The following is a 12,752-nucleotide window of genomic DNA, read 5'->3' as shown; positions in this document are numbered from 1 at the left end:
AGGGCTACTTCGACGTGGTCGGCAGCGTGCTGAGCTGCGCCGCGAGCCACGACGACTGGCTGTTCAGCTTGCTCAGCACGGTCTCCATGGCGGTGAACTGCGCGGTGAGGGTGGCCTGGCGCTGCTCCAGCCGGAGGTCCCAGGCGTCGATCTGGTCCTGGATGTCCTCGGCGAGCGAGTCCTCGCTCTTGGCCAGCAGGGTGAGCGTGCCGGTGGTCGAGTCGGTCGCCGCCTTGGCGACGGCGAGCAGCCGCTGCGCGACACCGGGGACGGCGGCCAGCTCGTCGCCGTTGCCCGGGACGCCGTCGGGGTCGGCCGCGGCCTGCCCGTCGACCAGGCGCTGCACCAGCGCGGGGTCGGCCTTCAGCTTGTCGACGAAGGCCGTCTTGTCGAACGCGATCTGCCCGTCCCGGGTGAGCTGGATGCCGGCGCGTGCGGAGGAGCCGTCGGCACCGATCGCGAAGGCGACGGCGTCGAGCACCTTGCCGGTCAGCCCCTGCAGCACGGTGTCGCCCTTGAGCACGGCCTTGCTGTCGGTGCTGCTGTCGGTATGCTCCGCGATCTCCGAGAGCACGTTGTTGGCCGCCGTCACGAGGTTCTGGACGGCGGTCGCCACGGCGTCGGGGTCGCTGGTCACGGTGACGCTGGCCTTGCCCGTCTGGTTCACGGTCACCGCGGTGCCGGGCATCAGGTCGGAGAAGGTGTTGGTGGCCGAGGTGACGTCGTAGCCACCGCCGACCGGGCCGACGTGGATCGTCGCGTCGGCGCCCTGGGTCAGCGTGGGGAAGTCGGTGGTGGGGCCGCCGGCGGCGTTGAACGTGAACGAGCCGGCGGCGCCGGAGGTCGTGGAGGTCAGCTGCAGCCGGTACCCGGTGGTCGTCTTCACGGCGGCGGCGGTCACCCCGGCGCCGGCGTTGTTGATGGCCGTCACCGCGTCGCTGAGGGTGGCGCTCGAGCCGAGGGTGACGGTCTTGGCCGTGCCGCCCTTGGTGATGGTGAGCGGCGAGGCCAGCCCGACGGGGTCGGTGGCGTTGGTCCACGTCCGGTCGCTCAGCACGGAGTGGCTGGTCGCGACGGCGGTGACGTCGAAGGACAGGGCGCCCGGCGTGGCGCCGGCAGCCGAGGTCGCGACGATCCCGGTGGAGCTGCTGCTCGCCCTGGCCGCGCCCCAGGTGGCCGCCTTGCCGAGGGCCTCGGCGGCGGTGCGGAGGGCGTCGAACGTGGTGTTGATGTCGCGGTAGGCCGTGGCGTCGGCCTTGGTGTCGGAGAGCTTGGTCTTCAGCAGGTTCTGCGGTCGGGCCTCGAGCGACATGAGCTGGCTGATCAGGGTGGAGGTGTCCAGGCCCGAGACCAGGCCACTGATGCTCGCCGTCGCCATCGCTGCTCCGATCGTCACGGCCGGTCGCCCGGCGGATGTGGGTGAGGGGGGAGGCCGGGGCCTCCCCCCTCACCGGGGTGGTGCTAGGTGGTGCCGGCCGGCGATCAGCCCAGCAGCTGCAGGATGCCCTGCGAGGACTGGTTCGCCTGGGCCAGCATCGCGGTACCGGCCTGGCTCAGGATCTGGGTCCGGGAGAAGTTGGTCATCTCCTGGGCCATGTCGGTGTCGCGGATCCGGCTCTCCGACGCGGTGAGGTTCTCGATCGTCGCGTTCAGGTTGTTGATCTTGTGCTCGAGCCGGTTCTGGATGGCGCCGAGGCTGGCACGCTGGTTCGACACGGTGCCGATGGCCGCGTTGACCGCGCTGATGGCGCCGGAGGCGCCGGAGGCGGTGCCGATGGCCAGGCCCGTGACGGCCAGGCCGCTGGTGCCGGAGGCCGAGCCCATGCCGCTGATGGTGACCGACAGGGTCTCACCCGCGTTGGAGCCGACCTGGAAGTTCTTGCCGGAGAAGGAGCCGTTCAGCAGGTTGGTCCCGTTGAACGTCGTCTTCGAGGCGATGTCGTCGAGCTCCTTGATGAGCTCCTGGAACTCCTTGTCGGCCTTCTCCTTGTCGGTGTTGCTGAGAGCACCGTCGTTGGCCGCCTGCACCGCCAGGTCGCGCATGCGCTGCAGGATCGAGTGCGTCTCGGTGAGCGCACCCTCAGCGGTCTGGACCACCGAGATGCCGTCCTGCGAGTTGCGGACGGCGACCTTCAGGCCACCGATCTGCGACCGCAGGCCCTCCGAGATCGCCAGACCCGCGGCGTCGTCGGCAGCACGGTTGATCCGGAAGCCGCTGGAGAGCTTCTCCAGCGACTTCGCCATCGCGCCCTGGGTGACCGACAGGTTCCGGTACGAGTTCAGAGCTGCGACGTTGGTGTTGACACTCAGACCCACGGTTTTCCTCCTTGGAATCGGGTCTCGGGGGTTGTCCGCTGCATCCGTGCTGCGGATTGCTTGCAGTGGTCATTACGGCGCGGGAGCGTCCCCACTTGAGGCGAACGGGACGAAAGTTTTGCCTTCCTCCCCCCACCCGGGGCCGCTCAGGCCGGCTGCACCGCCGTTCCGCGGCCGGGCACCTGCCAGGGCGTCCGGGGCCGGGGGAGCGGGGGCGCCGACGGGGGGAGCGGCGAGCGGCCGGCCACCCGGTCGACGTAGAGGCGCTGCTGGTTGCGGGCCCGCACCCCGCCCTCGGCGGCCACCTGGCGGCCCTCCCACACCTCGCTCATCGCCGCGTGCAGCAGGGTGAGGGCCCGGGCGCGCATCTGCGAGACACGCGACAGGGTCACCCCGAGGTCGTCGGCTATCTCGGTCAGGGATTCATCACCGAAGAAATTGCGCTCGATGACCTCGTCCAGCCGGTCGGGCAGGGCGCGGATGGCGTCCTGCAGGTGCCGGGTGCGCTCGCTGCGCAGCAGGGCGCGCTCGGGCGACTCGCCGGTGTCGGGCAGGTCGAAGGACCCGCCGTCGCCGCCGTGGTCGGCGTCGATGCTGACCATCACCGCCCGGTGGACGTCGACGTGCAGCGCGTCGATCTCGCTGGTGGCCACGCCCAGGCGGGCCGCCAGCTCCGCCTTGGTGGGCGGCCGGCCGAGCTCGATGGCGAGGGCGTCGGTGGCCGCCTCGGTGCGCCGCGCGGCGGCGCGCACCGAGCGGCTGGCCCAGTCGCCGCTGCGCAGCTCGTCCAGGACGGCGCCCTGCAGGCGGGCGAGGGCGTAGGTGGCGAAGGAGGCGCCGGCCGACGGGTCGAACCGGCGGGCGACCTCGACCAGGGCGACCTGCGCGCAGGAGACGAGGTCCTCCCGGCTGACGTGCCCCGGTAGCGAGATCCTCGAGGCGACGGCGTTGACCGCGAAGTGCGCCAGGGGGAGGTGCTCGGTCACCAGCGCGTCGACGTCGGCCGCCGACCGCCGGTACGCCGGCGGCCTGGGGCCGGCCTCGACGCGCTGGCGATCGGGCGCGAAGGCTCGGGCAGGTCTCACGCCGTCTCTTCTCGGCGGGTTCCGCGGTCCCCGGCACCGTCGCCGCCAACTTTCCTCGCGCCCCGGACGGTTCATCCGTTCGTGTCGCCGTTTCGGCTTGAGGGGCTCCCGCCGGGTGCCGATGCCCTGTGTCGACGAAGCGATACGAGGAAGGCGGTGGGGACGTGGACTACCAGCACCTGTCGACGCTGCTCTGGCGCGAGCAGGAGCTGCTCGACCTCCTGCTGTTCAAGGCCGAGGAGAAGCAGTACCTGATCCTCACCGGCAAGACCCGCTGGCTGGCCCGCATCGCGCACGAGATCGAGGTGGTGCTGGACCAGCTGCGCACCCTCGAGGTCGAGCGCGCGGCCGCCACCGAGGCGCTCGCCGTGCACCTGGGCATCGGCGCCAGCCCGTCGCTGCGGCAGCTGGCGGAGAAGGCGCCCACCCCGTGGAACGACCTGTTCGCCAAGCACCACGAGGCGCTGCTGGTGCTGGTGACCGACCTGCGCAGCCTGTCGGACGCCAACCGCGAGCTCATCGAGGGCGGCATGGCGCTCATCGGCGAGACGCTGCTGTCGGTGCGCACCCCCAGCGCCGGCACCTACGGCGCCAGCGGCCGGGCGCAGAACGGCGACTCGCGGGCGGTCACCCTGGACGGGGCGCTGTGACCGGCACCTTCGGCGGGCTGAACACGGCCCGCACCGCCCTGTGGGCGAACCAGCGCGGCATGGACGTCACCGGCCAGAACCTGGCCAACATGAACACCGTCGGGTACTCGCGCCAGCGCGCCGAGCTGCAGTCGCTCGGCGGCACCGCCGTCCCGGCCGTCCACGCCGTCAGCAGCAACGTCGGCGAGGGCGTCAACGCCGAGAAGATCGCCCGCATCCGCGACGTCTTCCTCGAGTCGCGGGGCCAGCTCGAGCACGCCACCACCGCCACCCTCACCGTCGCCGACGACACGCTCGCCGAGATCGAGGACGCGTTCCGCGAGCCCGGGGCCCATGGCGTCCAGTCGCAGCTGGCCGACATGTGGTCGGCGTGGGGCGACGTCCACAGCAACTCCACCGAGCCGGGTGCGCGCACCCAGGTCCTGCAGCGCACCGAGACGCTGGTCTCCGGCATGCGGACCACGCGGGCCGCCCTCGACCAGCAGTGGGCCGGGAACTACGCCAGCCTCGGCACGCTGGTCGACGACGTCAACGCCACCGCCGCCTCGATCGCCGACCTGAACGCGCAGATCCGCCGGAGCACGCAGGCCGGCCTGGCGAGCAACGAGCTGGCCGACAAGCGCGACATGCTGATCATGGAGCTCGCCGACAAGGTCGGCGCGACCTCCAGCCCCGCCGGCGACGGATCGCTGACCGTCTCCGTCGGCGGCGTGACCCTCGTCAACGGGGACAAGACCATCACGCTCGCCCTGCAGGGCGCCGACGACCCCGACCTCCTCGGCAGCGACCCGCCGCGGATCGTGACCTCGCCGGCCGGCGTCGTGGTGCGGGCCGGGGGCACCGCGGAGGGCCAGCTCACCGCGCTGACCTCGACGATCCCGAAGTACCGCGAGGCGATCGACGACCTCGCCCGCCAGCTGGCGACCGACCTCAACGCCGCGCACACCGCCGGCTACGACCTGGCCGGGGCCGCGGGGGAGCCGCTGCTCGACGACGGCACGGGCACCCTGCCCGTCGACCCGGCGACGATCACGGCGGCCAACCTGCGGCTGCGGATCTCCGACCCGGCGAAGCTCGCCGCGGCCTCGCTGTCCCCGACGGCCGTCGGCGGCACCCCCTCGGCCGACAACGCCAACGCCGACAAGATCTACGAGCTCAGCCTCAAGACCGGCGGGGTGGACGCGAACTACCGGCAGATGATCGTCGGCCTCGGCGTCGACGCGCAGACGGCGTCGAACCGGCTGACCACCCAGTCGGTGATCAGCACGCAGGTGGACGCGTCGCGCGAGGCGGTGGCCGGGGTGAACCTCGACGAGGAGGTCACCAACATGCTGCAGTACCAGCACGGGTACGCCGCCGCCGGCCAGCTCGTCTCGGCGATCAACTCCATGCTCGACACGCTGATCAACATGGTGCGGTGACCCGACGATGACGATGCGCATCACCCAGCGCGCGATGGTGCTGACCAGCCTCCAGGGGCTGACGAGCAACCAGCTGGCCGTCGACAAGCTCAACCAGCAGCTGACGTCCGGCCGGACGATCAGCCGCCCGTCGGACTCGCCCACCGGGACGAACACCTCGCTGATCACCCGCAAGGCGATCAGCGCCAACGACCAGTTCGCCCGCAACATCACCGACGGCAAGACCTTCCTCGACGCCACCGACTCGGCGATGCAGAGCATGCTCACCCAGCTCCGTCGCGTCCGGGACCTCGCGGTCCAGGCCCTCAACGAGGGCGGGAGCACCGACCAGTCGCTGGAGGCCATCTCGACCGAGGTCGGCGGCATCCGGCAGAGCATGCTGCAGCAGGCCAACCAGGTCGTGCAGGGCCGGCCCCTCTTCGGCGGGGTGACCAGCGGGGACAAGGCCTACGACACCACCACCGGCGCCTACGTCGGGGTCGGCGGCGCGGGCGGGATCCCGGTGCAGCCGCTGGAGCGGCGGGTCTCCGCCGTCGAGACGATCCGGGTCGACATCACGGCCGTGGAGGCCTTCGGCGACCCCGCGACGGGCAAGGACCTGTTCTCCGTGGTCGAGGACGTCGCGGCGGACGTCGGGGACCGGACGGCGCTGGAGGGCCACGTCGCCGACCTCGACGCGGTGCTCGACCGCCTGCTGGAGGCGGCCGCCGACGTCGGCACGCGGTCGACCCGCATGGAGACGGCGGCGGCGGTGAACGTCGACACCGCGCTGAACCTCAAGAGCCGGCTCTCCGACACCGAGGACGTCGACCTGCCGAAGACGATCATGGAGCTCAAGATGCAGCAGAACAACTACCAGGCCGCGCTGCAGGCCACCGCGCAGTCGATCCAGCCCACCCTGCTCGACTTCCTGCGCTGAGCGGACGGCCGACCCGATGACGTTGTCGCCCGCCGCCACCAGACCGGCGTCCCTCGCGGTGCTCGCGCTGGCCGAGCCGATGCCCGGGTTCCCGCGCTACCGGGACTACGTGCTCGTCGCTGCCGACACCGACGGGCTGCTGTTCTGGCTGCAGTCCGTCGCCCCCGACGGGCCGCGGTTCCTGGCCGCCTCGGCGGCCCGCTTCTTCCCCGACTACGCCCCGGTCCTCACCCGGACCGTCTGCGCCGAGCTGGACCTGGAGGACCCGGCCGACGCCCAGCTGTACTGCCTGCTGACCGTCCCCCGCGGGGACGTCGGCTCCGCCACGGCGAACCTCCGGGCTCCCGTCGTGGTCAACCCCGTCGCCGGGCGCGCCTGCCAGGTCGTGCTCGCCGACGGGACGCATCCGATCCGGCGTCCCCTGCGCCGATAACGATGCTGGGCGGCCGGTGCACACCTGCCGGGCCGCCCGCGCCAGGAGGCCACCACAACCCATGGAGGGGTAACAGATGCTCACTCTCACGCGCAGCGTCGGCGAGACCATCCGCATCGGCGACGACATCGAGGTGCACGTCGTCGAGGTCCGCGGCGGCACGGTCCGGCTGGGCTTCAAGGCCCCCCGCGAGGTGCCGATCCACCGCGAGGAGGTCTACCGGCAGATCGCCGAGGCCAACCTTCTCGCCGCGCAGGTGACCGCCGACAGCCTCGGTGCGCTGGCCGCGTTCGTGCCCGCCGTCCCGGCGGAGCCGGCGGCCGACGGGACCACGGCGACCCCGAAGGCACCGACCGCCTGACAGATCTCGCAGGTGGAGCCCGGCAGATTCGTCAGGCCTCGCCCGCGGGTCCGCGGTCGGTTGCGCGCGTAGCCACGACACGGGCAAGAACTGCCGAACCGCACCCCTCACAACTGGGAGGGACACGGCAGGTCTTGTGCCGTGTCGCGGGCTGGCATGAGGCAGATTTCCCCCAGGCACGTAACAGGGGGCGATCACCATGCAACGCACTGCATCGAACAACGCAGCCACGGTCGACGACGAGACCGTGGTGGTGCACGTGCAGCTGCGCCCGCGCCGCGGAGCGACCCGCAAGTGCCTGGCGGCGCTCGCGGCGCTCGCGGCCGAGCACGAGTCGGTCTCGTTCGCGGTCACCGGCGTCAGCAAGGACGACCGCGTCGTGCGGCTGACCGTCGGCGTCGAGCTGGGCCCGCGCACCGCCATCGCGAAGTTCTCGCCGCAGGCGCAGGCGGCCTACGCCTTCGTCAGCGGGATCTTCACGTCGCTGTACGACCACATGCCGGTCTACACCGCCGAGCCCAGCGCCGAGGAGCGCGCCGCGGCCGCGACGCTGATCGAGACCGCCGCCCGCGGCGCCGGCGCGGCCGTGCCCGCGCCCCGCGAGGCCGCGCTCGTCGAGCGCGTCCCCGCCTGACCTCCCCCTCTCCTGTCTTCCCCGCAGTTCGAGGAGTCCCGGTGTCCGACCGTGCGCTGTCCGAGTCCCGATCCGGTGCGGCCGCGTCCCGCGCGCCCCTGGTGTTCGGTGGCATCCCCGAGGCCGAGGGGTGGGAGCTCGCGCCGATCTCCCTGCTCGACCGGGTGCACTTCCGCGTGGACCGGGAGCTGCCGCTCGAGCAGTTCCGGGCCGACGCGCCCGACGGCGTGACGGTCACCTACGACCAGGGCGACGGCCTCTACCGCGTGGACGGCGCCCCCGGGTCGGCGTCGGTGCTGGCCGACTGGGTCAAGGCGTGGTGCGCCCGGCACGGCGCCACCACCGTCGGCCTGCGCGCCGAGACCGACGTCCGCCGCCGCGCGCCGCGCGACCTGCCGCCGGCGTTCCTGGCCGACCTGTGCCGGCACTACGGGCCGGTCAGCCTCAAGCGGCTGCAGCGCAACATGAGCACCATCCGGCTGCACCTGCCCGACCCGGACGACCTCGGCCAGCAGGTCTACGAGTGGGTGCTCAAGGCGGTCAGCCAGTACGACGAGTCCAAGGGCGTCCCGTTCGGCGCCTTCCTGGCCACCCAGCTGTCCAAGTGGGTGCACGACCTCGGCCGCAACGCCCACGGCCGGACCGCGGCCGACACCGAGCACAAGCAGCAGAAGGCGATCGCGGCGTTCATCGCCGAGCACCAGCGCCGGCCCAGCGAGCGTGAGCTCGCCGCCCACATGGGCCAGAGCGTGGAGACCCTGCGCCGCAACTCGCAGACCGTGGCCACCCTCAACGGGCTGCGCAACCTGCAGTCGCTCGACGGCGGGCCGGACACCACCGAGGTGCTGCTGCCGGACTCCTCCGAGGCGCCGGACGAGATCATGGGCGAGGCGGAGCAGACCCTGCTCTCGCACGCGCTCACCGCCGCCTGCGCGCCCGACCCGGAGGCCCGCCGCGACCAGCGCGCCGGCCAGCCCAACGTGCTCGGCTGGGCCACCTGGTACCTCACCACGTGGGGCGGCCAGACGAAGACGCAGCTGTCGAACGACCTCAACACCTCGGTGCGCAACATGAACGTCTACGCCGACCGGGTGGAGAAGGCGCTCAAGCAGCGCCTCGCCGAGCTCGCCGACTGACGGTCCGCCGCCGCCGACCCACCTCGCCGTCCGGCCAGGTGGGTCGAGGCGTTCCGGGGCCTGCGCGGTTCCGCCGAACCGTGCCGGTCGACTCTGTGGGAAACAGCCCGTGACTAGGGTCCATCCAGCCTCCGCGCTGCCGATATCCAACGTGTGACACCGCGCCCGACTCCCAGCCGCCGCACAGCGGCCGGGGCGCCGGGCCGACACGGGGAGGGACAGCGGTGACCGCGATCCACGGGGACCCGCTGCCGCAGGTCCTGGTTCCGCACTGGCTGACGGCGCGGCACCGCGACCAGCTGGCCGCCGTCCTGCACGAGGAGATCGCCGGTGCCCAGCTGCACCCGGTGGCCGCGATCCGGCTGCAGGACGTGCTGACCGAGCTGCACGTGGCCGCGGCGCGCGACGCGGTGTGGCCGGCCTCGGCCGACCGCGTGCGGCGGGCGACCGGCTGGGAGGCCGACGTGCTGCCGGTGCGGCTGTCGGCCGAGGAGCTGGCCGGGGTGCTCGCCGTGCCGACGCTCTCCGACGAGCTGCGGGCGGTGCTCTCCGGGGTCCCCGCCTGATGGGGGAGAGCCCCTTCGGACGCTCCTCGCTCGGCCTGCTGCAGCGGTTGCGGCCGGAGCCCGTGCGCGTCGACGTCCTCCGCGATGCCGCCGAGGCCGTGCTGCCGCACCTGCGCACCGCCCGCCTGCGGCTGGCCGTGGAGCGCTCCGCCGTCGTCCTCGAGGAGGACGAGCGCCGCCTGCACGTGCACCTCGCCGACCTGGCCGCCGACATGACCGACGCCGGGGTGCGCGCCACGCCCGAGGCCGTCTCGGCGGCGCTCGCCACCTGGGTGGCGCACCGGCCGGTGCCCGATGCCGCCGCCATCGCCACCGGGATCGCCGTCCTCGACTGGACCGACGCGACCCGGACCGCTGTCGCGTGGCGGGTCGTCGTCCGCCGCGAGGACCTGCTCGTGCCGTGGACGCCGTCGCCGTCGGCCGACGCCCGCCTGGTGCGCCGCGCTCGCGCGGCCGCCGCCGGCCGGGCCGGCGAGGTGGCGCTGGACCTGCGCACCGAGGGGCCGGTCGGCCTGTGGTCGCACGCCTCGGCACCGCTGCTGGCCACCGCCGGCCTCGTGGAGCCGGAGCGGCTGCGGGCGCGCACCGCCGCGGGCGGTCTCGAGCTGACCGAGATGACCGTGGTCGTGACGCCGCGGCGGCCGGTCGCCTGCGCCGAGCCCGGGGTGGCCGCGCGCCTGGCCGGCGAGACCGGCGAGGCCTGCGTGATCCTCCCCTGGCGCCGCCTGCCCGACCTCTCCTGGTCATGACCGCTTTCGGCGCCGAAAGCGGGGAGTGCTCTATCCGAGGTCGCCGTACTCCCAGTGCCAGGGCTCGGGCTTCTCGCCGCCCGGCTGCGCCCACGGCGGGTTGACGAAGCCGAACCGGCCGGCGTTGGCCTGCATCCACGTCCACTGCGGGCTCCCGGCGACGTTGATGCCGCCGCACAGGTCCACCGCCAGCGCCCAGCCGTGGTTCGACGTGCCGGGCCAGGCCGCCAACCGGGGCTTGGCGCGGTATGCCGCCACCTGCGACGCGTAGGACCGATAGGAGTCGGTGATGCACAGCGGGCTGCCGAACGCGGCCCGGAAGGCATCGCTCAGCGCGGCGTACGACGCCGCGGCGTCGCAGCGCAGCGCGTGCCCGCCCACACCGAGCCGGCACAGCGACGACGGTGGGATGCGGCCGTTGGCGAAGCCGCCCCAGGCGGGGTCCACCACGCCCGGCGGGGGGAGCGCGGCGCCGCAGCCACCCATGCCGGCGGCGGGCGCCAGCGCCGGGTTCGCGGCGTCCGGCGCGGGCAGCGTCACCCGCACGGCCGTGTCGGCGGTGCCGAGGGAGCGGACGGCGACGGTGTGCCCGGCGGCGGAGGCGCCGACGACCTCGCCGGCGCCCAGGTAGATCCCGACGTCCTGGCCGCCGTCGCCGATCACCAGGTCGCCCACCTGCAGGGCCGACACGGGCACGGCGGCACCGGTCGCCCACTGGGCGGCGGGCGTCAGCGGCAGCGCGTAGCCGGCGAGCAGCCACGTCGCGGCGGTGAAGCCGCCGCAGTCGTAGGCGTCGGGGCCGGTGCCACCGGGGACGTAGGGCTTGCCGAGCTGCGCCAGCGCGGAGCTGACCGCGGCGACGGTCTCGGCCGGCAGCACGGTGACCGGGCTGCTGCCGATGACCGCCCACGCCACTCCGGGGATCGGCTGCCCGGCGGCGTCGAGCGCGGGGGACATGCCCGCGGGCAGCGCGTCCCCGTCGGCCAGCTCGCGCGCCGACGGCGGGTCGATGCCGGCGGCCGCCAGCGCGGCGAGGTAGTCCTGCCAGCGGCGCAGCGCGGCGGCGTCGCGGTCCCGCTGGACGCCGCCGGTGGTCAGGCCGGCCAGGCCGAGCGCGACCTCCGGCGCCAGGTCGTCGGTGGTCTCGCGGACCTCGGCCAGCGCCTCCGCGGCGGTCCGCTCGGCGGCGCGCAGCCCGGCCCGGGCGTCGGCGACGACCTCCTCGGCGGCCGCCACCGCGGTGGCGGCCCGCTCGGCGCGCACGACGGAGCCCTGCAGGTCCCGGTCGGCGCGGTCGGCGAGCGCCTGCCGGTAGAGGACGCCGGCGGTGGCGTCGGGGTGCGCGACGTCCAGGCCCAGCAGGGGGTACCGGGCGGTCGCCGAGGCGCGGTAGAGGTCGGCCGACGCCGTGCCGACGACGTCCTGCTCCGAGGCGGCGGCGGCCCGGGCGGTGGCGGCGGCGGACTCGGCGGCGGCCAGCTCGTCGCGCCGCTGGGTGACCTGCTGCTCCAGCTGCCGGTAGCGGCCGGCGGCGTCGACCAGCGTGGCCTGGGCGGCGAGCGCGAGCGAGGCGGCGTCGGTGGGGGTGCCGGCGGCACCGGGGGTGGGCGTCGTCGGCAGCAGGACGGCGAGGACGGCGGGCACGGTCAGCGCGCCGACGGTCAGCGAGATCCGCTTCGACCACCGCCGGCGGGCCAGCCGCCGCCGCTCCCTGCGCGCCGCGCGGGCGGCGCGTGCACGGGCCTGGGCGCCGCGGGGCCGGGGACCGCGGGCCGCCGGCCGGCGGACGACGGGCTGACCGGCCGAGGTGCGCTCGTCGAGCAGCTGCCGCAGCAGCGCCGCCTCGCGGGCCGACAGCGGCGGCCGGGCGGCGGGGGCGGCCGGGCGGGTCCGGGACGGCGGAGCCGTGCGCGTGCCAGGCACTGCGTCGTCCCCCCGCGGTCTCGTCCGGACTGGCCGGCCCCGGCTGCGGTGCGCAGCGGGGCCTCAGCCCGTCCATCGACGGGGTGCGGGGGCCGCCCGAGGGGCGGGGGAGGGGCGCTCACCCCATGGGGGGAGGGTGGATCCGGTGCCGGTTCGCCCGATCAGGTGACCGTCAGGGGGCCCACCAGGCGCCGTGCCGGTGGACGAGGGGGATGCGCAGCTCGCCGCCGTCCTCGGTGGAGACGACGAACTCGAGCTTGGTGATCCGGACCGGGCGACCGTCGTCCTCGGGTTCGACGACGCTGCCGGTGGCGAGCGGGATCGGGGGCAGCATGAGGACGTCCTCGGCGGGCTGCTCGGCCATGGTCGGTCCTCCAGGAGAGCGCGTGCGTCCCCACCGTAGGGGCCCCGACCAGCGCCGGACCGCCGGGTGGACGCACCGCGGGGGGGGGGGGGGGGGGGGGGGGGGGGGGGGGGGGGGGGGGGGGGGGGGGGGGGGGGCGGGGGGGGGGTTGTGGGGGGGGGGGGGGGGGGGGGGCTGGATGCGGCGGCCCCCGCT

14 protein-coding genes are annotated in these 12,752 nt (G+C 74.3%); 9 read left to right on the top strand and 5 right to left on the bottom strand.

Annotation, left to right across the window (positions count from 1 at the left end):
* Positions 1-4: 4 nt before the first annotated feature.
* From fliD to ACI8AF_RS16190, 3 genes are all read right to left on the bottom strand, one after another.
* Positions 5-1,396: a flagellar filament capping protein FliD gene (gene fliD / locus ACI8AF_RS16200; protein ID WP_456540759.1), complete on the bottom strand. Its 1,392-nt coding sequence runs from the start codon at positions 1,394-1,396 to the stop codon at positions 5-7.
* Between the two features lie 86 nt (positions 1,397-1,482).
* Complete coding sequence (locus ACI8AF_RS16195) at positions 1,483-2,316, bottom strand: flagellin N-terminal helical domain-containing protein (protein WP_456540758.1); 834 nt, start codon at positions 2,314-2,316, stop codon at positions 1,483-1,485.
* Between the two features lie 146 nt (positions 2,317-2,462).
* Positions 2,463-3,401: a sigma-70 family RNA polymerase sigma factor gene (locus tag ACI8AF_RS16190; protein WP_456540757.1), complete on the bottom strand. Its 939-nt coding sequence runs from the start codon at positions 3,399-3,401 to the stop codon at positions 2,463-2,465.
* 164 nt (positions 3,402-3,565) lie between these two features.
* Here ACI8AF_RS16190 and ACI8AF_RS16185 point away from each other — a divergent pair, with 164 nt between their 5' ends.
* From ACI8AF_RS16185 to ACI8AF_RS16145, 9 genes are all read left to right on the top strand, one after another.
* Positions 3,566-4,051, top strand: coding sequence for a flagellar protein FlgN (locus ACI8AF_RS16185; protein ID WP_456540756.1), 486 nt, complete (start codon positions 3,566-3,568; stop codon positions 4,049-4,051).
* Entirely contained in the window at positions 4,048-5,472 is a 1,425-nt protein-coding gene (gene flgK, locus ACI8AF_RS16180) for a flagellar hook-associated protein FlgK (RefSeq protein ID WP_456540755.1), read from the top strand. Before ACI8AF_RS16185 ends, flgK begins: the two co-directional genes overlap by 4 nt.
* Positions 5,473-5,479: 7 nt before the next feature.
* Positions 5,480-6,391, top strand: a complete 912-nt coding sequence (gene flgL, locus ACI8AF_RS16175; RefSeq protein WP_456540754.1) for a flagellar hook-associated protein FlgL — start codon at positions 5,480-5,482, stop codon at positions 6,389-6,391.
* Between the two features lie 16 nt (positions 6,392-6,407).
* A complete protein-coding gene (gene fliW / locus ACI8AF_RS16170; RefSeq protein ID WP_456540753.1) occupies positions 6,408-6,824 on the top strand; it encodes a flagellar assembly protein FliW in 417 nt (138 codons plus the stop codon).
* Between the two features lie 76 nt (positions 6,825-6,900).
* On the top strand, positions 6,901-7,185 hold the full coding sequence (csrA, locus tag ACI8AF_RS16165) for a carbon storage regulator CsrA (protein ID WP_456540752.1): 285 nt from the start codon (positions 6,901-6,903) through the stop codon (positions 7,183-7,185).
* A gap of 199 nt (positions 7,186-7,384) precedes the next feature.
* A complete protein-coding gene (locus tag ACI8AF_RS16160) occupies positions 7,385-7,819 on the top strand; it encodes a hypothetical protein (RefSeq protein ID WP_456540751.1) in 435 nt (144 codons plus the stop codon).
* A 41-nt stretch (positions 7,820-7,860) separates the two neighbouring features.
* Positions 7,861-8,955: a flagellar biosynthesis protein FliA gene (locus ACI8AF_RS16155; protein ID WP_456540750.1), complete on the top strand. Its 1,095-nt coding sequence runs from the start codon at positions 7,861-7,863 to the stop codon at positions 8,953-8,955.
* A gap of 224 nt (positions 8,956-9,179) precedes the next feature.
* Positions 9,180-9,521 (top strand): hypothetical protein, encoded by a 342-nt coding sequence (locus tag ACI8AF_RS16150; protein WP_456540749.1) that lies wholly within the window; start codon positions 9,180-9,182, stop codon positions 9,519-9,521.
* A complete protein-coding gene (locus ACI8AF_RS16145) occupies positions 9,521-10,270 on the top strand; it encodes a hypothetical protein (protein WP_456540748.1) in 750 nt (249 codons plus the stop codon). The genes ACI8AF_RS16150 and ACI8AF_RS16145 overlap by 1 nt, the downstream gene beginning before the upstream one ends.
* Positions 10,271-10,300: 30 nt before the next feature.
* Here the strand turns inward: ACI8AF_RS16145 and ACI8AF_RS16140 are convergent, their stop codons facing one another.
* Positions 10,301-12,193: an NlpC/P60 family protein gene (locus ACI8AF_RS16140; RefSeq protein WP_456540747.1), complete on the bottom strand. Its 1,893-nt coding sequence runs from the start codon at positions 12,191-12,193 to the stop codon at positions 10,301-10,303.
* A 172-nt stretch (positions 12,194-12,365) separates the two neighbouring features.
* Positions 12,366-12,557, bottom strand: coding sequence for a hypothetical protein (locus ACI8AF_RS16135; protein WP_456540746.1), 192 nt, complete (start codon positions 12,555-12,557; stop codon positions 12,366-12,368).
* Positions 12,558-12,752: the final 195 nt, after the last annotated feature.

The organism is Blastococcus sp. SYSU D00669, from assembly GCF_054050715.1.
This window is presented reverse-complemented; position numbering and strand designations above follow the sequence as displayed.

What these genes read in the sequence shown, in the direction of transcription:
- flgL (WP_456540754.1), top strand. Translation starts at nt 5,480, where the DNA reads ATGACGATGCGCATCACCCAGCGCGCGATGGTGCTGACCAGCCTCCAG.
- fliW (WP_456540753.1), top strand. Translation starts at nt 6,408, where the DNA reads ATGACGTTGTCGCCCGCCGCCACCAGACCGGCGTCCCTCGCGGTGCTC.
- csrA (WP_456540752.1), top strand. Translation starts at nt 6,901, where the DNA reads ATGCTCACTCTCACGCGCAGCGTCGGCGAGACCATCCGCATCGGCGAC.
- ACI8AF_RS16160 (WP_456540751.1), top strand. Translation starts at nt 7,385, where the DNA reads ATGCAACGCACTGCATCGAACAACGCAGCCACGGTCGACGACGAGACC.
- ACI8AF_RS16145 (WP_456540748.1), top strand. Translation starts at nt 9,521, where the DNA reads ATGGGGGAGAGCCCCTTCGGACGCTCCTCGCTCGGCCTGCTGCAGCGG.
- ACI8AF_RS16135 (WP_456540746.1), bottom strand. Translation starts at nt 12,557, where the DNA reads ATGGCCGAGCAGCCCGCCGAGGACGTCCTCATGCTGCCCCCGATCCCG.